This is a genomic window from Streptomyces sp. P9-2B-2 (genome assembly GCF_030406865.1).
Taxonomy (GTDB): domain Bacteria; phylum Actinomycetota; class Actinomycetes; order Streptomycetales; family Streptomycetaceae; genus Streptomyces; species Streptomyces platensis.
Genome location: NZ_CP129126.1, coordinates 730958 through 755576 on the forward strand (window position 1 = coordinate 730958; position 24619 = coordinate 755576).

Consider the following 24619-nt stretch of genomic DNA (forward strand, 5'->3'; position numbering starts at 1 on the left):
TATTCGTGGCGGCTGGGACGAATCACCCCGCAATCTCCTTTCATCCAAGCACCACACCCACCGCAGCACCGAAGGGGCTCACCCGATGTCCACCGCCCGGAAATCCCGCACCCGCCTGCTGACCGCCACCGCGACCGGCGCACTCGCCGTCCTGTCACTGACGGCGTTCACCAACGCCCCGGACGCCCGCAGCGAGGGCAGCAAGGCCGTCACCTGCCAGGGCTCCAACACCAAGACGGTCGCGGCCCCCCTGAACCGCCCCGTGAACCACATGCTGCTCACGGTCACCAACACCGGCAGCCGCACCTGCTACCTCTACACCTACCCGGCCGTCCGCTTCGGTGAGGCCCAGTCGGTGCCGCCGGCCATCGAGGAGTCCCGCCCGCAGGCCGTCGTCACCCTCAAGCCGGGCGAGTCCGGCTACGCCTCGGTGAATCTGTCCGCGACCGACGGCAGCGGCTCCCACGGCCGCACGGAGAAGTCCCTGGCCGTCTACTTCCACGGCCCCTCCGGCAACGAGAGCGTCGGCACGGCCGCCCACCCCGCACTGCCCGCCAAGGGCGTGTACATCGACGACTCCCTCAAGGTCACGTACTGGCAGCAGTCGCTGGACGACGCCATCCAGTGGTGACACCTCCGCCGCTACGGCGTTCTCCTGCCCGCTCCTTCTCAAAAGGCGGCTGTCAGTGCCCTGACCGGGCACCGGACCCGGGCTGCGCATGCTGGGTGCGCCAGGCGCTCGGGCTGGTGCCGAAGTGGTCGCGGAACCAGCGCGAGAAGGTTCCCGGGCAGGAGAATCCGAGCAGACCGGCGATCTCCGTGAGCCGGCGCTCGGAGTCCGCGACGTACCGGCGCGCCAGACGGGTACGGACCGAGTCGAGCAGCGAGGAGTAGCCCTCCCCGCGTTCGGCGAGGCGACGTTGGAGGGTCCTGGCATCGAGGTCGACGGCGCGTGCCAGTCGTTCGAGTGAGCAGCGCCCGGTGGGCAGCAGCTCCTCGACGAGCCGGCGTGCGCGGTCGATGAGGACGCCACCGGGCGCCGCGTCGATGTTCTTGAGGAACTGCCGGGTATAGGGCCGCAGTCTCGGGTCGGCGAGGGTGTTGGGCGCCGCGAGGTCCGTGTCGTGGAGGAGCACACCGGAACGCGGCTGACGGAAGGTGACAGCGGGGCCCAGCACGCGGTGGTAGGGAGCGGGATCGTCCGGGGCGGCCCGGGTGAGGGTGACCCCGACCGGCTGCCGGCCGGGCCCGAGGAGTCGGCCGACGAGTCGGTGGCAGACACCCACCAGCATGTCCGTTCCCTGGCGGCGACGGTCGGCCGGCGCGTCCAGCGCCAGGTCCACCCAGAGGGCGGCCGGCCCGTCGCTGACGACGATCTGTGCCCGAAGCGCCTCGTTGTAGCGGCGGACCTGTTGAATCAGCAGGTCGAGGACGCTCCGTACGGTCAGTTCCTCGCGGGCGACGAGGCCGATCGGGCCGAGGTTGGAGAACCGGCTGAGCTCCGCGAGCCGGAGGCCGAGGTCGGGGCAGCCGGTGGCGGCAGCGGTGTGTTCCAGAAGCTCGATGCCCGCGGCCACCGGGAGCCACTGGTCAGGGTCCGCCACCGCGGCCGGGTCGAGCCCGACAGCTCGCATCAGGGCCGGCGGATCCCCTCCCAAGGAGCGCACCAGGTCGGGGTAGTTGGCCAGAACCGTGGTGCGGGCGAGCGGGTGCACAGCAAGCGACCTCCCGAGCGCCGGCCGGATTGTCGTCAAAGGCTAAGCCAGCTGTCGTGATCCGAAAAGCGCGTTCCCCGGCAGGGAGATAGCGTCCTCGTCCGAGCGTCCGTGCCCGCCGGGGCAGAAGCCTCTTCTCGTTCCTGGGTGGCGCGACCGGGGGGTTCCGCATCCGCGCATCGAGGAGGCATCGCGTGACCACGACCGAGGCCCAGGCCACCGAGTTGACCGCACTGGCCGCCGAGGCGTACGTCTTCGCCTACCCTCTGGTCACCATGGAGCTGACCAGGCGTCAGATGACCACTCCGGGCTCGTCCGCTCTCGGCAGCGCACCGCTGAACAGCTTCGCGCACCTGCCGTTCACCCCGGACGCCTCGTTCGAGGGTGTGGTCAGCCCGAACGCGGACACCCTGTACTCGATGGCCTGGCTGGATCTCTCGGCCGGGCCGGTGCGGCTGTCCGTGGCCGCGACGCCCGGGCGGTACTTCCTGCTGCCGCTCTACGACGCCTGGACCAACGTCTTCGCCTGCCCGGGCACCCGGACCACGGGCAGCGGCGCCCGCGAGTTCGCGCTGGTCGGCCCCGGCTGGCAGGGCGAACTGCCCGAGGGGGTGGAGCGGATCGACGCCCCGACCTCCCTGACGGCGATCGTCGGCCGCACCCAGGTCAACGGTGAGCGGGACTATCCTGCCGTGCACGCCGTCCAAGCCGGTTACCGGCTGACGCCCCTGACCGATGCCCCCGCCTCCACGGCCGCAGGCCCCGGCCCGGTGGATCTGGTGACCGCTCCGGTCGACCAGGCCGCCGCACTCGATGCCGCCACATTCTTCACCATGACCGCCCACCTCATGGCGGACAACCCCGCCAAGCCGGAGGACGCCCCGGTCGTCGAGCGGATGGTGCTGCTCGGCGTTGCCCGTGGTCGGCCGTACGACTGGGACGCACTGAGCCCCGAGGCGCAGCGGGCCATCGCCGAAGGCGCCGCCGAGGGCCTGGCCCGGGTGCGGTCCGCGGGCCGCACACCGCTTGCCGAGGTGCATGACGGCTGGATGACCCCGTACGACCTCGGCAGCTATGGCACGGACTACCTCCAGCGGGCCGCGATCACCGCGGTGGGTCTGGGCGCGAACCTCCCGCAGGACGCCCTCTATTCACTGTGCCGGGCCGACGCCGACCACCAGACCCTGCACGGCAGCAACCGCTACCAGCTGCGTTTCGAGGCCGACAACCTGCCGCCGGTGAACGCCTTCTGGTCGCTGACCATGTACAACGACCGGCAGTTCTTCGTCGACAACGCGATCAACCGCTACGCCATCGGCGACCGTGACGCGCTGGAGTTCCACTCCGACGGGTCACTGACGCTGCTGATCCAGCATGCCTCGCCGGGCGCGCACCTGGAGTCCAACTGGCTTCCGGCACCGGAGGGCTCGTTCAACGTCATGCTGCGCATGTTCTGGCCCCGGCCCGAAGTCCTGGAGCGCACCTGGCACACGCCGGCCCTCCGCCGCATCGGCTGACCAGGCGGGAGTTGACGAAGACGGCCGGCGTCCTCAGTCGCGCGGCAGGAGGGATCCCAGCGGTCCCAGATCCAGGTTGAGGTCCGCGAGGCGCAGGTCGTGCTGCTCGCACAGTTCGGTCATCCGTGCTTCGAGATGCATCAGGGTCTCCCCGATGTGTTCCACCTGCTCGTCGCTCAGATCGCCCTGTTCCACGCGACGGATGGCCTGACGCTCCATCAACTGCCGGAGCAGCTCCACCACGGTGAGCACCAGGGAGACCAGATCGCGGCCCATCTGCTCACGGTCGAGGTCGACTCTGCTCTCGGGCGTACCCGGCCCTTCTCCGGTCACAACGGGCCTCCGGTCACAACGGGCCTCCGGTCACAGCGGGCCGCCGTCCGACCACGGCGCGGGGACGCGTTCGTTGACCGAGGACAGCAGTGCGTGCAGGGAGAGCCGGACCAGCGGCACATCGGCGATGGCGATGACCAGGTCGCCGCTGACCACGACCCCGGTGGACAGGACCCGGTCCAGGAGGTCGACCAGCGGCACCCCGATGGGCCCGGTGAGCGGGCCCGGGGTGTCCCAGGGGACGGGCTCATGAGCGGACACCCCTCACACCTCCCCGGCGAAGGAGTACGGCACCCAGGGGCCGGAGACCTCGACCTCCGCACCGGTACGGCGCCGCAAGAGCTGCACCGCGTCGAGCAGTTCCTTCTCGCGTACGGTCCGCACCAGGTAGGCGGCGTTCAGCACTTGCAGCCGGTGCCGCTCCCCCGTCATCTCCGGGCTGTGCGGGCGGAGTCGGCGGGTGGCGGTGGCCAGGCGGCTCAGCGCGGCATCGATGTCTTCGGCGGCCCGCAGCGCCCGGTCGTGGTGCTGCTCGCGTGCCTGGTGCAACCCGCGTTTCCGTTCCAGGTAGGCCCGGCCCGCCCCGCCGGACGGCCTGCCACCGCTCCGGGGAGGCGCGGGTGGCGCGCTACGCGGAGCCTCGGACACGGTCGCCGGGAGACTGACCTTCACTCCCCATTCGGCGTGCCCTTCGATACGGGCCAGCGCCGCGGCGAAGCGGTCCCGGTCCGCGCCGAGTGCCTGTTGGGCCCGCTCGTCCCCGCGGTAGAGGGTGGCGAGCGCCAGCGGCACCGTCGGCCCGCAGGCGGCGGCCGCGGTCACCACCTCGTGGTGCGCACGGGCGCAGCGTTCCAGTTCCGCACGGTCCGACAACCGCTGCTGCCAGGCGTCCTCGGTGAACCCGGCGGCCGGTACGTGCTGGACGACCGCGGTGAGGGGGCCGACCGGCAGCGTACGTACGGGGAAGTCGGCGGCGAGTCCCGCGAGTCCGCTGAGGGCGGCCGGGTCCAGCAGGCGGCACACCGCATAGACATACGTCGCGGTCTCGGTCGCCGTCTCGGTCGCGGTCGCGCTCTCCCGGGCGCCGGGCTGCTCCCTCGTCATGACCCCGCCTCGCCCTTCGTCCGGGAGGAGGAGGACGACGACGCGTCACCGTCGTCGGCCGACTCCAGCGCTTCCAGCCGCTCACGCAACCGGTCGTTCTCCTCGCGCAGTTCACTCCGCGCCGCCTTGGAGCTGAGCGCGGGGTCGGTCTCCCACCAGTCGATCCCGGCTTTTCTGGCCGTGTCCACCGAGGCGACGAACAGCCGCAGTCTGATGGTGAGCAGCTCGATGTCCAGCAGATCGATTTTGATGTCCCCGGCGATGACGATGCCCTTGTCGAGGACGCGTTCAAGGATGTCGGCGAGGTTCGCGGTGCTGGGACCGTTGGCAGGAGGAGCGGCCTGCCGGTAGTCGACCTCGGTCACGTGGGCACTCCTTCCTCTTCGTCGCGTACCGGGCGGGCGGTGGCTCCGGAGCGCCGGTCAGCTCTCGTACAGCAGGTCGAGCAGCTGGTCCTCTTCCCGCTCGAACGCCGCTTTGCTGAGGTGCCCGGCTTCGTACTCCTGGTTCAGCGCGGCGAGCCGGGCGCGGACGACGGCCGGGTCGTGCAGCTCGCGGTCGGCCGCCTGGGCGAGTTGGTCGGCCACCCAGACCACTCCCCGCACCGGGGCGAGCGGCAGGGTGAGCACTCCGCTGATCAGCCCCATGTCAGCCGCCCGCCCTTCCCGCGAGCACCTGCGGCTCCAGGAAGCTGTAGCAGGGCAGCGGTCCCGCCACCCGCAGGGCGACGCGCTCGCGCCGGTCCTCGGCGAGCCGCTCCGCCTCCGCGGCGAATTCGGCACTGTCAGTCCGGTCCACCAGGAACGACATATTGAGCTGGCACCCGGACACCTCCGGCCCGGGGCGGACCGCATGGGCCCAGGGCTTCAGCTCGCGCACGATCTCCTGGCCCGCTTCGGCGGCCCGGCGGGACAGCGCGGCCGCCACCGCTTCACCCAGCCGCATATTGGCCTCGTAGCTCGGCCGCCGGTGCACCTCTTCGCGCAGCCCGCGGATGGTGGCGTCGCCTTTGACGAGCGCGGCGAGCGAGTCGTCGGCCGGCATCGCCTTGACGTTGATCTCGACCCGGCCCGCGAGGCTCTCCAGCGCCGCCAGATGGCGTTCCTCGTCGTCGGCCAGCTGACGGCGGATCACCGTCTCGTCCGGCGCCACCGTGCCGAACCGCATGGGCAGGACGGGCCCGCGTTCGGACAGGGCCAGCAGCAGTTCCTGATGCGCCAGCAGGTCGCGACGGCGGGCCCGTAGCTTCGGCGGCGCCTGGCTCACGACCGCGGCGACCCGCCCCTCCTCGATCTTCTCCACGACACCGGGGGGATCCCCGACACCGCCCACATGCGAGGGCAGCGGGCGATCGGTCCGGATGATGCCGTAAACGTAGATACCGTCGTCCGTCACGGGTCATTCCTCCTCTGCGCGCCGCCGCCGGGAAGCGGCTCCGGACCGGGCGGAACTGCGCCGCCGCCGCTGCGGCTGCGCTTCCTCGTCCGCATCGTCATCCCCGTCATCGCCCTTGCCCACCGCCGAACGGACGGTTTCGCCCACGGATTTGGCGGCGTCTTTCGCCTTGCGCTTTCCGATGCCTTTGGCGGCCTGGCCGCTGAAGAGTTCAGGAACGGTGACGCTTCCCGAATCCCGCTCCAGATCCAGCCGATTGCACGCCTCCGCGAAACGCAGGTAGGTATCCACGCTGGCGACCACGATGCGGGCATCAATCTTCAGAATCTCGATCCCGACCAGGGACACCCGTATGAACACATCGATGACCATCCCGCGGTCCAGGATGAGCTCCATCACGTCGTACAACGTGCCGGCCCTGGGCGGGCAGGGAATTACCTCTCCGGACAGGCCGGTATAGGTCGTCATGCTCATCTGGGGTGCCCTTTCAGCTGGTCGGGGCGGCGCTCACTGATCGGCCGCACCTCGTCGATAGCGGTGGGTCCGGTAGTACTCGCGCAGTTCGCCCTCGTTGTCGAGCCGTACCTCGTACGTCGCGAGAAGGCTCGTGGTGTCCGGGATCCGCGCCAGCTCCAGCACATCCACCACGACACACCAGCCGTCGTCGGTCCGCCGGACCGCCGAAACCCCTTCGGTCCGGTGGCTGATCACGCTCTGCAGCAATTCGGCGGCGCGCTGCGCCACCTCCGCCGGAGTGTTCTCCGGCGGTGTTTTCCGTTTACGGGCAGCCGTGGACGACTGCACCCGCGTGCGGGATTGCTCTGCCATACCCCAAGTCTCATCGTCTGCCTGCCCCGCGCATCCCGAGCGGGTCCAATCTGATCAAGCGCCGTGGTGAGGGGGGCGCCGGGTGACGGCCAGGATGGCCATGTCGTCCTCGTGGTCGCCCTCGGTCCAGCGGCCGACATCCTTGGTCACGGCCTCCACCAGCGCCTCGGGGTCCGTGAACCGCCGGCCCAGGCGCCCCGAGCACACCGGGTCGTAGAAGGTGCCCCGCCTGTCCCGCGCCTCGGTGACCCCGTCCGTGATCAGCAGCAGCGAGGCTCCCGGGGGCAGTCGCACCCCGTCGACCGGTACGGAGGCCGCCGGTGCGAGGTCGCCCAGCCCCACCCCGAGGGGCAGCTGAGGGATGGTCGGGTCGAGCCGTACGAGCTGCCCGCCGTGCACCAGATACGGGGGCGGATGCCCGCGGTTCACCAGGCTCAGCATCTCGCCGTCGGCGGAGACCTCGGCCAGCACGGCGGTGGTGAAGCCCTCACTGGAGATCACCGGACCGCTACAGGCCGCCGACCTGGCCAGCGCCTCGTCCAACCGCTGCCCCAGCGAGTTCAGGGTGGAAGCGTATTGGGCCTCCTGACGGAACGCACCGAGCGCCACCGACACCGCGGCCACGGCCTTGATGCCCTTGCCCCGCACATCGCCGATGATCATCCGTACCCCGAACGGCGTCTCCTGCACCGCGTAGAAATCACCGCCGATCCGCGCCTCGGCCTGCGCCGCGGTGTACCCGGCAGCCACGGCCAGCGGCCCGGCCTCCTTCGGCGGGTCCGGAAGCACCGCCCGCTGGACCGCCTCCGCGACATCCCTGGCCAGCGCCAGATCGCGGCCCTGCCGCACAATGAGCCGGTTCACCCCGAGCGCCAGCACCCCGATCAGGCCGACCACCGCCAGATCGACCAGCAGCGGCGTCGCCGGACGCCCCCGCTCGATGTCCAGAGCCACCGAGACCACACAGGTGACACACACGACGGCGAGCGCGGAACGGAAGGTGAGCGTGGCCCCGGCGACAAGCGGTGCCGCGGCCAGCAGCGGGAGCCCCATATACGGCTCGGGCGCGAAAAGGTTCAGCAGAACGCCGGCCAGGAGGGCCAGCGCCGCGAGTATCCAGGGCACCTTCGCCAGCGTGGGTTGCAGGCCATTCACAGCGCATCTCCTGCTGCCGGACCGCGCCCGCGACGCGGCGACCGGCGGACGGTGTGCCGCACCGCCAGGTGAGTCATTCCGATGGCTTCACATATACGCCTTGTGAGCCGGATGTGCTCGTTGCGGCCGGGGGCCGGCTCGCGGCGCCCGGCCCCTCCTAACCGGCCGCCGCCCCGCGCGGGGACGGTGCGGAGAACCAGCGCAGGCCCGGTGTGGTCGTACCGACCAGGGCCACCGCGCCGATGCACAGCAGACCGCCGCTGACCAGGGCCGTCGTGCCTGACGTGGCGTCCGCGACGAGGCCGCCGCGCAGGTTGCCGAGGTCCGGGCCGGCCTGCCCGACGATCTGTTCTGCGGCGCTGACCCGGCCGAGCAGTTCGTCGGGGGTGTGCAGTTGCACGAGGGCGCTGCGGGAGACGACGGAAACGGTGTCGGCGGCACCTGCCAGGGCCAGGAAGGCGAAGCCGGCCCAGGGGTCGGCCGACAGGCCGAACAGGGCGAGGGCCGCGCCCCAGGTGGCCGAGCCGGCGAGCATGACGAGGCCGGGGCGGGAGAGGCGGGTGAAGCTTCCGGCGAAGAGGGATGCGGCGACCCCGCCGACGGCCACGGCGGTCAGGAAGAGTCCGAGGGTGCGGGGGTTGTCGCCGAAGCGTTCCGCGTTGATCTGGGGGAACAGGCTGATCGGCATCGACAGCACGGTGGTGGCCAGGTCCGTGAGGAGCGCGCCGCGGATGACGGGCGTACGGACCAGGAAGGCCAGGCCGTCGGCCACGCCGCGCAGACCGGGCCGGGCGGGCTCGTCGCCGGGGCTCATCCGGGGCAGGCCGAACGCCCCATAGAACGCGGCGGCGAAGGTGAGGGCGTCGATCAGATAGCAGCCGCCGACACCCAGCCGGCCCAGGATCAGCCCGCCCAGTGCCGGGCCCGCCAGCATGGCGCCCTGGAAGGAGATCCGGTTCAACGCCACCCCGGCCGCGCGCTGTTCCTCCGGCAGCAGACGCGGAATGAAGGTGCGGGAAGCCGGAGCGCTGCCGGCCGTGAAGCAGGACTCCACCGCGACCAGTAACAGCACCGCCGCGGTCGGGAACTGCCCGACGAGCCCTTGCAGGGCGAGCAGGAGCACACACCCGGCCTGGCCGGCGGTCATGATCAGGTAGAACTTCCGCCGGTCCACGCGGTCGACGAGCGACCCGATGAAGAGGCCGAGCGCGATGAGGGGGACGGCCTGGGCCAGGCCGACGGCCCCGGTCCAGACGGTGCTGTGGGTCGTCTGCCAGACCTGGTACATCACGGTGACGAGAGTCATCTGCCCGCCGAGCCGGGAGAGCGCCTGGCCGAGCCACAGCCGCCGGAACGGTGCCGACCGCCGCAGCGGAGTCACATCGAGCAGCGCGCGCTTCACTCCCATGCGGGGTCCGCGGCCAGCTTCTCGGCGATCCGGTCGTGGAAGCTCTTGTGCGCGAGCAGCTGCTCGATGTCGGCGACGACCCGGGTCAGCGGATAGGGAAGTTCGGCCTCGATCTCGGCGACGGCCGCCTCGGTGGCGCGCCACTCCGCGGCCAGCCGTCCGACGATGCCGCGGGCCCGGTCCGTGAGCGCCACCTTCTTGCTGCGCGCATCGTCCCCCGTCACGGTCTCCACCCAGCCGGCCGCGCGCATCGCGGCCACCTTCTGGCTGAGTGCGGAGTGTGTCCGGCCGACCGACTCGGCCAGTGCGGTGATGGTCATCGGCCCGCGGGCGTGGAGCCGGAGCAGCTCCAGGACGAAGCTCGGTTTGAGCCCGGTGATCCGTTCCTCGGTGTAAAGCCGGGCGATGTCCGCGTCCATCGCTGCCTGGAGCAGTCGCAGCGGCTGCCACAGGGTCTGCTCGGTGGGATCGAAGGTGGGGTCCTCGGTCATCAGGCGACCGTAACAGTGCTTATGTAAGTGCTGTCAGATTGCTTTTGGCCAAGTGGCGCCGGGGCCCCTGCGGGACGGAGTGTGCGGGCGGCCGGTCCTGGTGGACCATGGAAGCCACAGCACTCACCAGCGAAGGGGAGGGCCCACAACCAGCGAGGTGAACAGGCCACGGACCGGAGCGAGGGGCCGGCCACGCGGTCCGTCGGGTGGAAGGAGTGCCCGGGTGAGCGCAGCCGACGGGCGTCCGGCCGAGGCCGGGCAGCCGCAGGGAGTACCGCCACAGCCCAGCGGGCTGATGGACCTCCTCGGCGTGGCCGCGGTCCTGCTGGACGCCGATGGGCGGATCGTCCTGTGGAGCCCGCAGGCCGAGGACCTGTACGGCTACACCGCCGAGGAGGCGCTCGGGCGGTACGCGGCGCCCCTGCTCATCCACCAGGAGCACTGGGACCTGGTGATCGGCAGGTTCACCGGGGTCATGGAGACCGGCCACAGCTGGAGCGGCACGTTCCCCGTCCGGCACAAGGACGGCACCGTACGGCTGGTGGAGCTGCGCAATATGCGGCTGACGGACGACCACGGCGATTTCTACGCCCTCGGGCTGGCCACCGACTCCTCGACGCTCCGCGAGGTGGAGCGGGATGTCGCCCTGTCCACCCGGCTGATCTCCCAGTCCCCCATCGGGCTGGCGATGCTCGACACCGAACTGCGGTATGTGGCCGTCAACCCCGCCCTGGAGCGGATGCACGGCATACCCGCGAAAGATCACCTCGGGCGGCACTACCGCGAGATCATGACCGCCACGAAGTTCGAGGTGCCCGAGGCCGCGATGCGGCAGGTCCTCAAGACCGGGACGCCCATGGTCGACCAGACCACGGTCGTCGGCCGTACCCCCTCCGACCCGGGCCACGAGCACGCCTGGTCGATCTCGCTGTACCGGCTGGAGGACCCGCACGGCCGGATACTGGGGGTGGCCGACCTGGTCGTGGATGTCACCGACCGGCATCAGGCGGCCAGGGAGGCCGCCGAGACCCGGCGGCGGCTGGCCCTGATCGCCGACGGCACCGCCCGGATCGGCACCACGCTGGAGGTGGGCCAGACCGCCCGGGAACTGGCCGAGGTCACCGTGCCCGAACTCGCCGACGTGGTGACGGTCGATGTCCTCGACTCCGTCCTCGACGAGCACCGCCCCACCCCCGACGACGGCACGGCGCTCTTCCGCGCCCTCGCGGTGAAGGCCGCCTACCCCACCGAGGCCGTCCAGGCCGCCGATCCGCCCGGCCATATCGCCGCGTACGACACCGACCGCCTGGCCACCCAGTGCGTGCGCACCGGCCGCCCGATCCTCGTATCGCACGCCGATGCCGACGACCTGGCGCGTATCGCCCGCGACGACCACGCCGCCACCTTGCTGGCCCGCGCCGGGGTGCACTCCTACCTGCTGGCCCCGCTCACCGCCCGCGGTCAGATCCTCGGCGTCCTGGGCCTCATCCGCGCACGCAACTCGCCCCCCTTCGACGAGGACGACCTCGCCCTCGCCTCCGAACTGGCCTCCCGTGCCGCCGTATGCATCGACAACGCCCGCTCGCACCAGAGCGTGCGCAACGCCGCGGAGACCCTTCAGCGCAGTCTGCTCCCCGACCACCCGCCGCACCGTCCCGGTCTACAGCTCGCCTCCCGCTACCGCCCCGCGCAGGCCACCTACGAGATCGGCGGCGACTGGTACGACGTCCTCCCACTCGACGGCGACAAGACCGGCCTCGTCGTGGGCGACGTCATGGGCAGCGGCATCGACGCCGCCGCCACCATGGGCCGTCTGCGCACCGCGACCTGCGCGTTCGCCGACCTCGACCTCGACCCCGCCCAGGTCCTCCAGCACCTCGACAAGATCACCTCGGGGCTGGAGCACTACATCGCCACCTGCGTCTACGCCACTTACGACCCCCACCGCTCGGTGTTCCATATCGCCACCGCCGGCCATCTGCCGCCCGCCCTCGTACGCCGCGGCCAGCACCCCGAGCTCCTCGACCTGCCCATCGGCGTACCCCTAGGGGTCGGCGGTGTGCCCTTCGAGACCATCACCTTCGCCCTCGACCCCGGCGACCAACTGGTCCTCTACACCGACGGCTTGGTGGAAACCCGCCACCACTCCATCGACGAACGCCTCGACACCCTGCTCCACCTGCTGGACGCCCCCGACCGCTCCCTGGAAGAAACCTGCGACCGCCTCCTCCGCGAACTACGGCGCCCCGACGACCCGGACGATGTCGCCCTGCTGATCGCGGGAACCGAGCGGTTCTTCCCGGAACCGCCCTAGTACTCCAGTCAGAAATCGTTGCCTGAGCTGGTCGGTTTCGTTGTTCCGGGCATGGTGGGGTTGGACGAAGTTGACTTGTGGGCTGGGGAGTTGGAGTCGGTGCTCGCCCGTGTGGCAGGCCGATTCTCTCGGGTGGATCTGCGGTGGCGGATGCGGGACTACGTGCGCGGTCTGCTGGCTGCGGTGGAGCGGAAGAACGGCTGGCAGCTCGCCGAGTATGCAGGTCACCGCGGACCGGCCGGCTTCCAGCATCTGTTGAACGGTGCGTCCTGGGACGCTGACGCAGTCCGCGACGACCTCAGCCAGTACGTGGCCGAGCGGCTCGGCACCCCGGATGGGGTGCTGATCGTGGACGACACCGGTTTCCTGAAGAAGGGCACCGTCTCTGCCGGCGTGCAGCGGCAGTACTCGGGCACGGCCGGCCGCACCGAGAACTGCCAGATCGGAGTCTTCGCCGCCTACGCCTCGCCCAAAGGCAGGGCGCTGGTGGACCGGGAGCTGTATCTGCCCAAGTCCTGGACCGCGGACGCGGACCGCTGCCGGGCGGCCAAAATTCCTGACAGCCGTGGGTTTGCGACCAAGGGGAATTGGCCCGCGCGATGATCCTGCGGGCTCTTGCTTCACCTCTCCCGATCGCCTGGGTGACGGGCGACTGCGCCTACGGACAGGAATGGCGCATGCGCCGCACCCTGGAAGAGGCCGGCGTCGGCTACGTCCTGGCGGTGCCGAAGTCCCAGCAGCTGCATGCTCCCTTCGGACGGATCGACCAGGCCATCGCCGATGCCCCCGACCAGGCATGGGAACGACGTTCCTGCGGAGACGGCGCCAAAGGCCCGCGCCTTTACGACTGGGCAGCCGACCGCCTGCCGGTGATCGATGTCTTCGATGGCGACCGGCCCACCCATCAGCGGTGGGTGCTGGCCCGCCGCAGCCTGGGCCGACCGGACGAGATCGCCTACTACCTTGCCTACGCGCCCAACGGCACCAGTGTCGCCGACCTGGTCCGGGTCGCCGGATCGCGCTGGGCGATCGAGGAAGCATTCCAGGCCGCGAAGAACGAATGCGGCCTCGACCAGTACGAGGTCCGCCGCTATCCGGGCTGGTACCGGCACATCACCCTGGCCATGCTCGCCCACGCATTCCTGGCCGCCGTCGCAGCCCAGACCACCGAAAGGGGGGCCGCAGAAACGACCCCACCAGCACCATCCGCTTCACCGTGGCAGAAGTCCGCAGACTCCTGGACGCTCTGCTGCCCCGACCCATACCCCGCCACGGACCAGTCGTCCATGCCCTGAACTGGTCCCTCTGGCGCAGACGGCACCAAGCCGTCGCCCGCCACTGTCACTACCGAAGAAGAACCAGCTCAGGCAACGATTTCTGACTGGAGTACTAGGAGTTGTCTTCAAATGTCACGCCCACATCAGGAGCGATGCGAGGGTGACGGCTGCCTGGTAGGACTCGGTGGTCTTGTCGTAACGAGTGGCGATGCCGCGCCATTGCTTCAAGCGGTTGAAGCAGCGTTCGACCACGTTGCGCCGCTTGTAGAACTGTTTGTCGAAGGCCGGCGGGCGCCCGCCACGGCTGCCGCGCCGGAGCCGGTTACGGATCTGGTCGGCCCGTTCGGGAATGGTGTGGCCGATGCCCCGCCGCCTGAGCCAGGTCCGGATGGCCCGGGAGCTGTAGCCCTTGTCGCCCAACACGTGGGCGGGCCGGACCCGTGGCCGTCCCGGACCGAGCCGGGGCACCCGAATCGCCTCCATCACGGCCGTGAACTGGGTGCAGTCGTTGGTGTTCCCGCTGGTGACGGTGAAGGCGAGCGGCCGGCCGACGGCGTCGCAGGCCAGGTGAATCTTGCTGGTCAGGCCACCTCGGGAGCGTCCGAGTGCCGGACTGCGGAGCCCCCTTTTCGGGCCCCGGCGGCGTGCTGGTGGGCGCGGACGACGGTGGAGTCGACCGACACGAGCCAGTCGATGTCCCCCGCCGCATCCGCTCTCGCCTGCGCGGCCTGGAGCATCCGCTCGAACGTGCCGTCCAGAGCCCACCGGCGGAAGCGGGTGTGGAGCGTGGCCCACGGGCCGTACCGCTCGGGCACATCCCGCCAGGCCACCCCGGTGCGAAACTTCCACACGATCCCGTTGAGCACCGTGCGGTCGTCCAACCGCTTCCTGCCACGCAACGACTCGGGCAGCAGCGGCCGGACGAACTCCCACTCCGCATCCGACAGTTCATGGCGACGTATCACCCGCCCATGATCCATCACTCAAGATCATTTGAAGACACCGCCTAGGGTCTGTCGTCACATGTCACGCCCACAGCCGGTTGCGGACCTGATCGGTTCGCTCGGGAATGGTGTGGCTGATACCGCGCCGCCGCAGCCAATTACGGATCGCCCTGGAGCCGTAACCCGCCAATTTGGTACAGCGCACCACTTTGGATCGCCGTACCAAATGTGCCACCATCGAGGCATGACGACGCGAGCACGCCGACCACAGCGGCGCAACCAGGTGCTCTCCCGGGAGCAGATCATCGACACCGCGGTCGCGATGCTCGATGCGGGCGGCGAGAGCGCGCTGACCATCCGGGCGCTGACCGAACGGCTCTCCACCGGTTCCGGGGCGATCTATTACCACGTGGGCACGCGTGACGACCTGCTCGACACGGCGACGGAAACCGTGATCGGCGCGGCGCTGGCGACCCGGCCCGCCGGGGCCGCGGCCACGCCCGGGGATGAGATCCGTGTCGTCGCGCTGGCGCTGTTCGACGCGATTGCCGCACACCAGTGGCTCGCCACGCGGCTGACCCTCCAGATCATCCGGAATCCGGTCGGCTCGGTGACGGTGGGCATCTTCGAGCGGATCGGCGGGCAGATGAGCGCCCTGGGTGTGCCGCGAGTCTCCTGGTTCGACGCGGCCTCGACGCTCGTGCACTACATCCTTGGCGCCGCCAGCCAGAGCGTCCGCATTGACGGGGATACCTCAGGGATCGACCCCGGCGGGGATCGCGACGAGTTCCTTGAGGCGGCGTCGACGGCATGGCAGGGGCTCGACCCGGAGGCTTACCCGTTCATGCACGCCGTTGTCAGCCAGTTGAGAGAGCACGACGACCGCGAACAGTTCCTCACCGGCATCGCCGTCATCCTCGACGGCCTCACCCATCTGCACTGACCCGGCCGATCCGGCCGGGTGGCCCCCTCGTTCGTTTCTCGAAAGGACACCTCTCATGCATGACGTCGTGATCGCGGGCAGTGGCCCGGTCGGTCTGTTCCTGGCCGGCGAGCTGGCCCTGTCCGGCTGCTCGGTTCTGGTCCTTGAACGGGACCCGGAACTCACCTCGCCCATGAAGGCGTTACCGCTCGGGATGCGGGGTCTGAACGCCGGGTCGGCCGAGACGTTCTACCGGCGCGGCCTCCTGGAAGCGATAGCGCAGGCTTCGGGAATCAACCCGCAGGAGGTGGGCGCGGATCCGGAAGCGGTCGTGGCGCCCGCCCCTCGTGGGCTGAGCCATTTCGCGGGCATGATGCTCGCCGCGGTCGGCATCGACACCACCGCCCTCCCGCCCCGGCTGCCCAGCCCGGCGATGGAGGGGTTCCTGACGAACCTGGAAGGGGCCGAATCGGTACTGTGCGAGCGGGCCACCGCGCTCGGAGTCGAGATCATCCGGAATGCGCTCGTCACGGCCGTGGCACAGGACACCGAATCCGTCCTGGTCACGGCAGGCGGCCAGGAGTACCAGGGGCGCTGGCTGGTGGGCTGCGACGGCGGGCGCAGCGCCGTACGTCAGCTCGCCGGCTTCGAATTCGTAGGCACCGAGCCGCTGTTCACCGGCTACCTCGCGAAGGTCACCTTCGCCGACCCCGAGCAGCTGCCGCTCGGGTTCAACCAGACGCCGAACGGCATGTATCTGCGTACGCCCCTCGAAGGGCACCTGGGCATGATGGACTTCGACGGCGCCACCTTCGACCGCTCCCAGCCGCTGACCCGCGAACACCTCCAGACGGTCCTGCGCCGCATCACCGGCACCGACGTGACGCTGAGCGAGGTCCATCTCGCCTCCAGCTTCACCGACCGCGCGATGCAGACGACGACGTATCGCGAGGGCAGGGTGCTGCTCGCCGGCGACGCAGCACACATTCACTCGCCCCTGGGCGGGCAGGGCCTCAACCTCGGCATCGGTGACGCCGTCAACCTCGGCTGGAAGCTCGCCGCCACTGTGCGTGGCTGGGCATCCGAGGGCCTGCTCGACACCTACACCACCGAGCGGCACCCCGTCGGCGCCGCCGTGCTCGACTGGTCCCGCGCCCAGGTCGCGACCATGAAGCCGGGCCCCAACACCCCCGCGCTGCGTCAACTCGTCCACGACCTGATGCGCACCCCCGACGGATCAACGCACGTGTACCGGCAGACGTCGGGCCTGTTCAACCGCTACGACCTGGGCAGCGAAAAACCCTTCATCGGCTGCAGCGCCCCGGACTTCCGCTTCGAGGACGGGACCCGCCTCGGCGAGCTGCTGCGCCATGGGCGGGGAGTTGTGCTCGACTTCAGTACCGACCGTGCGCTGCAGGTCGCGGCCAAGGGGTGGGAAAGCCGGATCCACTACGCGGCCGGCCCGGCACGCAACGACCTCGGGCTGGGCGCCGCGCTGATTCGGCCCGACGGCGTCGTTGCCTGGACGAGCGAGCCCGCCCCGGATCGCGATGCGTTCGAGCAGGCGGCCGCCCAGTGGTTCGGCGCTCCGCAGAACTAGAACGAACGGCTGTTACCCGGCCCGGTCCAGACGCGGTGCAGCCATCACCCTCGCAGTTCTGCTGATGTGGGCGTGACATGTGACGACGGAGCCTAGGGCGGGCACCCCCTAGCTCCACGCGTCGACCGTCGCGGCGGCCCAGGCCCTCACCCGTGCCGTGAACTCCGCTGAGGGGAACGACCCGTCGACGGCGACGTCATGGATGGTGACGGAGAATCGGGAGGGCGGCGCGTCCCGGTGCGGCAGGGGCGTGTCCTGGGCGACGGCTGGTGCGGGCCTGCCTTTCATGCGATGGGAGTTGCCGCGACGGGCCCGGCCGACGAGCTGGTTCACTTCGTCCAGGCCGCCGGCGAGGTAGGCGTGCAGGAGCGCCCAGGCCCTCGCGCCGTCGTCGGCGGGGAGCCGGCTGGGGTGTTGGAGCAGGAAGCAAGCGACGGAGACGCCGTGCAGCGGTCCCCACGGTGCCTGCCGGGCGTGGTCCAGCGCGAGCAGTGTCTGGAACAGCTCGTCACAGGATCGCGGGTCCATCGGCGCACCGCACTCTGCGCAGGGTTCCATGCCTTCTCCTTGGTCCTCGGAGTACGGCGTACTAGCCTCTCCGGGTTCGCGTTGCCGCGCATGTGGTTTTTCTCAGAGCGCGGCGTGGAGCGTTTACGCCTCTGCAAGCCTCCGTTGACTGAATGCGCGTATTTATTGGGCGAATTCTTAGGCGTCGCCGGATTCATTGCGCAGGCGAATTTCGATGTGGATTGATGCGGTGACGAATCCGCCGGCGATCGGCCAAGGGGAAGCCCCGGGGGCGCGGAGGTCATGCTCATGCCCTTCCTGCCCAGGTCGCCGGCAACAGCGGCGCGCTCAGACCACCCGGGAGGCTCAATTATTCGCCCAGTTTCGGGGCTCTCAAGTGGTGCGCCGTGACAATGCAACTGGCTGTGTGTCATATCACTACTGCGCCGCAGAAGGCCGACAGGGTGTCGCCCTTCGCTGCAGGCCGAAAGGAACATGTCCATGCGCACTGCCCGCACTCTGTTCGCCTCAGCCGTGATCACCGCGATGTTCGCGGTCACCGCTCCCGCCGCGACCGCGGCCGAGGGCCACACGACGGACCATGTCGCGTCGAGCAGCTCCCGCCACGACCACGACCGGTGCGGGCACGGACACCACAGGCGCGACCATCACCGGATGAACCACCACCGGCGCGATCACCACAACCGCGATCACCACAGGCGGGACCACCACCGGCCGTCCGGCGGTGTGCACACCGGCGGCGGGGCCCTGGCCGACCTCCTGCGCTAGGACGGGCCGGGCACGACGGTCGGAGACCGGGTGTCGGCCGGCTCCCTTGTGCTGTGGGGGCGGACTCTCCTGGTGGGGAGCCCGCCCCCGTGGCGATTCGCCGTGTCCGGCGACGGCTGATAGGGAGGTGACATGAGCGAAATCCCACCGGTTCTGACCGTGACCGCCATCAGCACCATCGGAGTCACCGATGTCCACGACGACAACGCCGACTCCTGGCTGGTGATCGAAACCGCCGAACAGGGCCAGCTGTTGCTGAACCTGCCCGGCCCCATGTACCGGGCCGCGGTCCAGTCGACCGAACTCCCGGCCGACCAGCCCGGCCCCGGCCGCCTGGCCCTCACCGAGGCTGAAGTCACCGCCTACCGCGCCCATATCGCGAGCCTGACGCGCACCGGCCAGGAGCCGTCCGAGTGACTCGGTGATCGGCCGGACCGGTCACCGGCCTCGCGGGTGCCGCCGGCTTGCTCCCGCAGTGGAGCTTGCGGCGGACGTCTCACGGCCGCGTTTCAAGCGGCCGAATGCGGCAACGCGTTGTGCATGTCCGCACGCGCTCGTTACCGCAACAACGAAGCAGCGAAGGTCGTCGCCGTCCTCGCGGATCTGACGGCGTTGGTCCTCGGTCTGTGGATCCCGATGGAGCCCGTTCCGCGCTGTGGCGAGCGACCGGCCCCGGGTAGCCCTTCCTGAGCCGCGCGCGGCCGACCCCTAGGTGCCCCGCCCGCGACCCCCGGCCCGCGCGATGAGGAGGGCGACGTCGTCCGGGTCGTCGGGGTCGCGCAGGGCGTCAAGAAGGCGGTCGCAGGTGTCCTCCAGCGTGCGGTCCGGGTGGGCGAGAAGGTCTACCAGGAGCGCCAGGCGCTCGTCGATGGGGTCGTGGCGGGTCTCGACCAGACCGTCGGTGTAGAGGACCAGCTGGTCGCCGGGGCGCAGACGGAAGGTGGCCTCCTCGAAGGGCACCCCGCCGACCCCTAGGGGGACGCCGATGGGCAGGTCGAGCAGCTCCGGCGACCGGCCCGTGGGCATCAGTACCGGTGGCAGATGTCCGGCGACGGCGATGTGGCAGACCGCGTGGTGCGGGTCGTAGACGGCGTAGGCGCAGGTGGCGTACTGGTCCAGATCCGCGGTGATCTTGTCGATGTGCCGCAGCACCTCGGTGGGCGGGATGTCGAGGTCGGCCAGGGTGGAGGTGGCGGTGCGCAGGCGTCCCATGGTGGTGGCGGCGTCGATACCGCTGCCCATCACATCGCCCACGACGAGCGCGGTCTTGTCCGCCCCGAGGGGGACCACGTCGAACCAGTCGCCGCCGACTTCGCTGGTCGTGCCGGCGGGCTGGTAGCGGGTGGCGATCTCCAGGCCCTTCCGGTGCGGCGGCCGGTCGGGGAGCAGGCTCCGCTGGAGGGTGATGGCGGCGTTGCGCTGGCCCTGGTAGAGGCGGGCGTTGTCGATGCACACCGCGGCGCGCTCGGCCAGTTCGGCGGCCAGTGCGAGGTCGTCCTCGTCGAACGGCAGCGGGTTGCGGGCGCGGGTGAGGCCCAGGGCGCCGAGTACCTCACCGCGGGAGATCAGCGGCATCGTGAGGTACGTGTGGATACCGGCCCTGGCCAGCAGGGCGGCGGCCTCGGGGTCGCGGGCGATACGGGCCAGGTCCCGCTCCTGGACGTGCGCTATCAGTATGGGCTGACCGGTGCGTACACACCGGGTGGCCAGTCGGTCGGCTCCGTAACTGGCGAGGTGGCCGGGCGGGTCGGCGGCGCGGACCGCCTCCGTGGGGTAGGCGGCCTTGACGGCGAGGGCCCGGAAGAGAGCAGGGTGGGCGCCGGATGCCTGGGGCGGGCGGCCTTCCAGGACGGAATCCAGGATGTCCACCGCCGCCACGTCGGCGAGCTCGGGCACGGCGACCTCGGCCAGCTCGCGGGCGGTCTGCTCCACCTCCAGAGTGGTGCCGATCCGGGCGGTGCCGTCAGCGATCATGGCCAGGCGGCGGCGGGCGCGGGCCGCCTCGGTGGCCGCACGGTGCCGGTCGGTGACGTCCACCGAGAGGCCGGCCACCCCGAGCACCCGCCCGCCCGGGTCCTCCAGCCGGTAGTAGGAGACCGACCAGGCGTGCTCGTTGTCGGGGTCGGCGGGGGTGCGGCCCACGGTGTACTCGTCGATCAGGGGCGTGCCGGACGCCAGGACCTGCCGCAAGGCGGCTTCGATGGCGTCGGTGTCCAGGAACGGCAGCACCTCCGGTACCGACCGGCCGAGGTGCTCCGCGGCGGGCACCCCGTTCATCCGCGCCAGCGCCGGGTTCACGGCCAGATAGCGCAGCTCGGTGTCCAGGACGGCCAGGCCGATCGGGGACTGCGAGACCAGTCGCGTGGAGAGCGCCACATCGCGTTCCACCTGGCGCAGGATCTCCTCGTCCGTGGCGATGCCCAGGGCGTAGAAGTCACCGCGGTCGTCCAGCAGCCGCATATTGCGGAACTCGACGAGCCGGGAGCTGCCGTCCTTGTGGCGGACGGGGAAGGCGCCGGCCCAGCTCTCGCCCGTCGCCATCACCTCGGCGAACAGGCTGATCACCAGGTCCAGGTCCCGCTCGTGGACCAGCAGCCGCCCCGCGAACCGGCCCAGCGCCTCCTGCGCGGTGTAGCCGAACAGCTTCTCGGCCTGCGGGCTCCACAGCACGATCCGGCCCTCGCCGTCGAGCAGCACCGCCGCGACGCTGAGCAGATCCAGCAGCCCGCTCCGCTGCGGCTCCCCGGGAGGCGGCCGGCCGCCCGCCGGGCCGAAGGGGCCTGCTGTACCCATCCCAGGCACCTCCTCCGCCTGTGCGCGCGGCATGCGGCCCCGCCGGCTCCGGGCTGCGGCCCGGAGCCGCTGCACCTCGCAGTGCTTCCATGTTCCCCGGATCGGGGAGGCCGCGCAGTCGCGCCGGGCCGGGCCCGCGGCGCCACGGGCCGCCGATGCCGCGGGCGGGGAGCGCACCGGCCCGCAGCGTGATCAACACCACCCCTGCGGCGGCGTCCGGGTGGGTCGACTGCGTACGCCGGGCAGACGCTATCCGCGCTGGTCGCGCCCGGTAGAGCAGGAAATCTCGGGCCCGGTCCCTGAGTGAACGGGGCCGGTCGGCGGGGCCAGTCCGCGGTGTCCGCCGCCGCAATTTCCGGAACGCATTCGCCGCCCGGTCCCCGGATTTGCCTCGGGCCAGGGGCGGTGTGCAACAGTGGGCCTCCCGGTCAGCCGGGCGCGCCGCCTGCGCAGCCCCTGCCGGGACTCCCCCACACCCCCAGACGGTCGGTTCCGGCTGCGCCCTGTGCGTGTCCGGGCCGTCGCCCTCCCGTTACGTCCTTCCCGAGAGAGCGATGCAGGCAACGACTCTTCCTCCCCGGACCGCAGACCTGTTCCAGCAGGGTCTGGAGCAGCAGGCCGGCGCAGCCCTGCTGCGTTTCGGCGCTGCCCGACGACGCCCGTCCGACCGGATCAGCTGGTCCGGCAACGGTGCCGCCGCCTGGCTCGACGACGCCCGCGGGCATCTGTGGAGCGTCGGCGAAGCGGTTCCCGCTGCCGGGCTCGTGCTCCGTGCCGCGCATGAACTCTCCGACGACATAAGGGAGTTCACCGGCCCCCGGGGCACCGATGCCCTGGTCGGCCGCCACCTGGCGGTGTCCGATGTCGTCGAGTGGGTCTTCCGGTGGACGCTGGAGGAACCGCCCCTCCAACGGGCCGAGGAGCGGGTGATCGAGCTGGACGAGTCGCACCACGAGGAGTTGCTCGCCTTCCTCAACGAGCACAGCCCCGCCCATTCGACCGGCCCCGGCTCCGCCGGCGTCAGCCTGTGGACCGGCATCCGCGACCCCGACGGACGGCTGGTGGCCTGCGGCGCCCTGAGCAGCCTGCGGGACAGCGGGGCGCCGCTGATGGCGTCGGTCGCGACGGACGCGCGGCTGCGCGGTCAGGGTCTCGGCGCGGCGCTGACCTCATGGCTGACCCGGTACGCCGTACGCCGGTACGGGTACTGCACGCTGTGGCAGCTCGCCGACAACACCCCCGCCGAACGGCTCTACACCCGCCTCGGGTACCGCAACGAGGACCCGTGCGTCTCCGCGCGGATGGCCGCGCCGGGCCGCGCTTGAGGGACGCCGGCCCGTCGGTGCCGGGGCCAGGTCCTCACGGCCGTACGCGGTGGACCCGGGCGAGCAGCAGCACCGTGTCATCGGCCGGGGAGCTCGGTACGAGGCGGGCGAGGATGTGGTCCGCGGCGGCTTCCAAGGAGTCGGGGAGCCGGTGCAGTTCGCTGCGCAGCGCCGTCAGCCCCTCGTCGATGTCGTGGTCCCGGGCCTCGATGAGACCGTCGGTGTAGAGGACGAGGGTGGTGTCGTCGGGCAGGTCGAACTCCGTCGAGCGGAAGGGACAGCCGCCGACGCCGAGGGGTACCCCCAGCACCTCGTCGATGAGTTCGGTCCGGCCGTCGGGATAGCGGAGGAGCGGCGGGGGGTGGCCGGCGCTGGCGATCCGGGTGCCTCCGGTGACGGGGTCGTAGCGGATGTAGAGGCAGGTGGCGAGTTCGATGCCCGCCTCCTGGGCGCAGTGGTCGAGTTCGGTGAGCAGCTCTTCCGGTTCCTGGTCGTGGCGGGCCAGGGCCTTGGCGGTGATGCGCAGCCTGCCCATCGCCGCGGCGGCCGAGACGCCGTGTCCCATGACATCGCCGACGACCAGGGCGACGCGCTGGTCGGGCAGGTCGATCACGTCGTACCAGTCGCCGCCGACCTCCGTGACGTGGCTGCCGGGCAGATAGCGGTGGGCGAGGTGCAGGGAGGGGAAGGACCCCAGGGAGCTGGGCAGCAGTGCGCGCTGGAAGGTGAGCGCGATGTTCCGCTCGCGGCTGTAGAGACGGGCGTTGTCCAGGCAGAGCGCGGCCCGGGAGGCGAGTTCCGCGGCCAGGCTGAGGTCCTGTTCGGTGAAGGTCGCGCGGGCCGCTGACCGGCCGAGGACGGCGATGCCCTGCACCGTGCCCCGGGCGATGAGCGGGGCGAGGAGGAGACAGGTCAGACCGCTGTCGGCCAGCAACCGGGCGCGCGCCTCGTCGAGCATGGTCCGCAGCATGAACTCCTCGTTCACCGGCACCGCGATCGGACGGCCGGTGCGCAGCATCCGGTGGATGGCGGAGCCCGGCGGGTAGTGCACTCCGGCCACCCCGCTGACGAGTTCGGTCGCGGGAGGGGGCAGCACGGTGCCGTGTGCGAGACGGCGGGTGAGCACCGGCTGCGCCGGGTCGAACGACTGCCGCTCGTCCAGCCCTTCCACCAGCTCCACGACGGCCGCGTCGGCGAAGACCGGCACCACGGCGTCGACCAGCTCCTGGGCGGTGACCTTCACGTCCAGGGTGGTGCCGATCCGGGTGGACGCCTGGTCCAGCAGCGCCAGCCGCTGACGGGTGGCGGTCGCCTCCACGATGGCCTGCTCCCGGTCGGTCACATCCACCAGCAGACCGCCCACTCCCGCACGGGTGCCCCCGGCCCGGGAGAGCGGGAAGAAGCTCACCGACAGGACCTTGTCCCGGTCCGGGTGGCCCCGGGTGCGCATGCCGACCCGCACGCCCGCGATCGGCTTGCCGTCCTGGGCGACGCCGCGCAGCATCCGCTCGTACTCGCCGCCGTCCGCGGTGATCATGATGTCGGTGAGGTGCCGTCCCAGGTGGTCCTCGATGGGCAGCCCGTTGATGTCGGCCAGGCCCTGGTTGAGGTGGGCGTAGCGCAGTTCCTCGTCGAGCATGACCAGGCCGATGGGGCAAGTCTCGAAGAGCGCGTCGAGGAAAGCGAGATTGGTCTTCACCCGGTCCAGTTCGTCGCCGCGGCTCGCCAGGGCCATGACCACCGAACTCCCCGCCTCCCCGGCCACCGGGAAGACCCGGAAGCCGCAGTCGAAGTCCGGACCGTCCGGATGCGCGGCGAGCAGCCGCCCACGCCAGTAGCCGTCGGTCCGGCCGCGCTCGGCCAGGCGGGCGCAGGCGTCGGGGCCCTCGTCGGGCGCGGCGGGGAAGAGAAGGGCGCCGGGCTTCGCCAGCGCCTCCGCGGCCCGGTAGCCGAAGAGCTGCTCGGCGCCGGGGCCCCAGTAGCAGATGCGGTTGGCGTCATCGATGCCGAACACGGCGACGGCGACATGTTCCAGCAGCGACCCGGGCTCGGACCAGAGTGGTCCGCGAGCCTGCTGCTCGCTCGGCCGATCTGATGGCACCGGCTTGTCCTTCCACCCGCCGCGCGCGGTGGCCCGTCCGCCGTCCGGGCACCGGAGCGGCTCTCTTCATTCTGCGCCCGTCCCTCGGGTGCGGACACTCG

Annotated in this window: 23 protein-coding genes and 2 pseudogenes; 9 read left to right on the top strand and 16 right to left on the bottom strand. The window is 70.9% G+C overall.

Going from position 1 to position 24619, the window contains the following annotated elements; translation table 11 throughout:
• The first annotated feature begins 85 nt into the window (after positions 1 to 85).
• Positions 86 to 631, top strand: coding sequence for a DUF4232 domain-containing protein (locus QT196_RS03280; protein WP_266735081.1), 546 nt, complete (start codon positions 86 to 88; stop codon positions 629 to 631).
• 52 nt (positions 632 to 683) lie between these two features.
• Here the strand turns inward: QT196_RS03280 and QT196_RS03285 are convergent, their stop codons facing one another.
• Entirely contained in the window at positions 684 to 1715 is a 1032-nt protein-coding gene (locus QT196_RS03285; RefSeq protein WP_266735079.1) for an AraC family transcriptional regulator, read from the bottom strand.
• Between the two features lie 194 nt (positions 1716 to 1909).
• Here QT196_RS03285 and QT196_RS03290 point away from each other — a divergent pair, with 194 nt between their 5' ends.
• Positions 1910 to 3232 carry a DUF1254 domain-containing protein gene (locus QT196_RS03290; RefSeq protein ID WP_290354299.1) on the top strand — a complete coding sequence of 441 codons (1323 nt, stop codon included), beginning with the start codon at positions 1910 to 1912 and terminating at the stop codon, positions 3230 to 3232.
• A 33-nt stretch (positions 3233 to 3265) separates the two neighbouring features.
• Here QT196_RS03290 and QT196_RS03295 read toward each other — a convergent pair whose 3' ends face one another.
• The 11 genes from QT196_RS03295 to QT196_RS03345 form a co-directional block, all read right to left on the bottom strand.
• Complete coding sequence (locus tag QT196_RS03295) at positions 3266 to 3565, bottom strand: gas vesicle protein K (protein WP_266735075.1); 300 nt, start codon at positions 3563 to 3565, stop codon at positions 3266 to 3268.
• 30 nt (positions 3566 to 3595) lie between these two features.
• Positions 3596 to 3826 (bottom strand): gas vesicle protein, encoded by a 231-nt coding sequence (locus tag QT196_RS03300; RefSeq protein ID WP_168477370.1) that lies wholly within the window; start codon positions 3824 to 3826, stop codon positions 3596 to 3598.
• 3 nt (positions 3827 to 3829) lie between these two features.
• Positions 3830 to 4669: a GvpL/GvpF family gas vesicle protein gene (locus tag QT196_RS03305; RefSeq protein ID WP_290354300.1), complete on the bottom strand. Its 840-nt coding sequence runs from the start codon at positions 4667 to 4669 to the stop codon at positions 3830 to 3832.
• On the bottom strand, positions 4666 to 5034 hold the full coding sequence (locus QT196_RS03310) for a gas vesicle protein (RefSeq protein ID WP_168477374.1): 369 nt from the start codon (positions 5032 to 5034) through the stop codon (positions 4666 to 4668). Before QT196_RS03310 ends, QT196_RS03305 begins: the two co-directional genes overlap by 4 nt.
• A 57-nt stretch (positions 5035 to 5091) precedes the next feature.
• Positions 5092 to 5316, bottom strand: a complete 225-nt coding sequence (locus QT196_RS03315) for a gas vesicle protein GvpG (protein ID WP_168477376.1) — start codon at positions 5314 to 5316, stop codon at positions 5092 to 5094.
• Position 5317: 1 nt separating this feature from the next.
• Positions 5318 to 6064 carry a GvpL/GvpF family gas vesicle protein gene (locus tag QT196_RS03320; protein WP_168477377.1) on the bottom strand — a complete coding sequence of 249 codons (747 nt, stop codon included), beginning with the start codon at positions 6062 to 6064 and terminating at the stop codon, positions 5318 to 5320.
• A gap of 3 nt (positions 6065 to 6067) precedes the next feature.
• Entirely contained in the window at positions 6068 to 6532 is a 465-nt protein-coding gene (gene gvpJ / locus QT196_RS03325; RefSeq protein ID WP_290356601.1) for a gas vesicle protein GvpJ, read from the bottom strand.
• Between the two features lie 39 nt (positions 6533 to 6571).
• The gene (locus tag QT196_RS03330; RefSeq protein ID WP_168477381.1) at positions 6572 to 6892 is read right to left on the bottom strand and encodes a gas vesicle protein; all 321 of its coding nucleotides are present in this window, start codon (positions 6890 to 6892) and stop codon (positions 6572 to 6574) included.
• A gap of 54 nt (positions 6893 to 6946) precedes the next feature.
• A complete protein-coding gene (locus tag QT196_RS03335; protein ID WP_168483534.1) occupies positions 6947 to 8026 on the bottom strand; it encodes a PP2C family protein-serine/threonine phosphatase in 1080 nt (359 codons plus the stop codon).
• 178 nt (positions 8027 to 8204) lie between these two features.
• Positions 8205 to 9455 (bottom strand): MFS transporter, encoded by a 1251-nt coding sequence (locus QT196_RS03340; RefSeq protein ID WP_290354301.1) that lies wholly within the window; start codon positions 9453 to 9455, stop codon positions 8205 to 8207.
• Complete coding sequence (locus tag QT196_RS03345) at positions 9446 to 9946, bottom strand: MarR family transcriptional regulator (protein WP_290354302.1); 501 nt, start codon at positions 9944 to 9946, stop codon at positions 9446 to 9448. Before QT196_RS03345 ends, QT196_RS03340 begins: the two co-directional genes overlap by 10 nt.
• A gap of 223 nt (positions 9947 to 10169) precedes the next feature.
• Here QT196_RS03345 and QT196_RS03350 point away from each other — a divergent pair, with 223 nt between their 5' ends.
• Positions 10170 to 12260: a SpoIIE family protein phosphatase gene (locus QT196_RS03350; protein ID WP_266735061.1), complete on the top strand. Its 2091-nt coding sequence runs from the start codon at positions 10170 to 10172 to the stop codon at positions 12258 to 12260.
• A gap of 51 nt (positions 12261 to 12311) precedes the next feature.
• A pseudogene (locus QT196_RS03355) lies at positions 12312 to 13555 on the top strand (IS701 family transposase).
• Between the two features lie 114 nt (positions 13556 to 13669).
• Here QT196_RS03355 and QT196_RS03360 read toward each other — a convergent pair.
• Positions 13670 to 14499: pseudogene (locus tag QT196_RS03360) on the bottom strand (IS5 family transposase).
• 226 nt (positions 14500 to 14725) lie between these two features.
• Between QT196_RS03360 and QT196_RS03365 the strand changes: the two are divergent.
• Both QT196_RS03365 and QT196_RS03370 read left to right on the top strand, forming a co-directional pair.
• Complete coding sequence (locus QT196_RS03365) at positions 14726 to 15424, top strand: TetR/AcrR family transcriptional regulator (protein ID WP_168477387.1); 699 nt, start codon at positions 14726 to 14728, stop codon at positions 15422 to 15424.
• A 55-nt stretch (positions 15425 to 15479) separates the two neighbouring features.
• On the top strand, positions 15480 to 17003 hold the full coding sequence (locus QT196_RS03370) for an FAD-dependent monooxygenase (protein ID WP_290354303.1): 1524 nt from the start codon (positions 15480 to 15482) through the stop codon (positions 17001 to 17003).
• Positions 17004 to 17111: 108 nt separating this feature from the next.
• On the opposite strand, the gene QT196_RS03375 is transcribed toward QT196_RS03370, so the two are convergent.
• Positions 17112 to 17561 (bottom strand): DUF5946 family protein, encoded by a 450-nt coding sequence (locus tag QT196_RS03375; RefSeq protein ID WP_168477391.1) that lies wholly within the window; start codon positions 17559 to 17561, stop codon positions 17112 to 17114.
• Between the two features lie 450 nt (positions 17562 to 18011).
• Here QT196_RS03375 and QT196_RS03380 point away from each other — a divergent pair, with 450 nt between their 5' ends.
• A complete protein-coding gene (locus QT196_RS03380) occupies positions 18012 to 18299 on the top strand; it encodes a hypothetical protein (RefSeq protein WP_168477393.1) in 288 nt (95 codons plus the stop codon).
• A gap of 132 nt (positions 18300 to 18431) precedes the next feature.
• Positions 18432 to 18716, top strand: a complete 285-nt coding sequence (locus QT196_RS03385) for a hypothetical protein (protein WP_168477395.1) — start codon at positions 18432 to 18434, stop codon at positions 18714 to 18716.
• Positions 18717 to 19007: 291 nt separating this feature from the next.
• On the opposite strand, the gene QT196_RS03390 is transcribed toward QT196_RS03385, so the two are convergent.
• On the bottom strand, positions 19008 to 21092 hold the full coding sequence (locus tag QT196_RS03390) for a SpoIIE family protein phosphatase (protein WP_290354304.1): 2085 nt from the start codon (positions 21090 to 21092) through the stop codon (positions 19008 to 19010).
• Positions 21093 to 21646: 554 nt separating this feature from the next.
• Here QT196_RS03390 and QT196_RS03395 point away from each other — a divergent pair.
• Positions 21647 to 22417 (top strand): GNAT family N-acetyltransferase, encoded by a 771-nt coding sequence (locus QT196_RS03395; RefSeq protein WP_168477399.1) that lies wholly within the window; start codon positions 21647 to 21649, stop codon positions 22415 to 22417.
• Positions 22418 to 22451: 34 nt separating this feature from the next.
• Here the strand turns inward: QT196_RS03395 and QT196_RS03400 are convergent, their stop codons facing one another.
• On the bottom strand, positions 22452 to 24518 hold the full coding sequence (locus tag QT196_RS03400) for a SpoIIE family protein phosphatase (RefSeq protein ID WP_290354305.1): 2067 nt from the start codon (positions 24516 to 24518) through the stop codon (positions 22452 to 22454).
• Positions 24519 to 24619 lie beyond the last annotated feature (101 nt).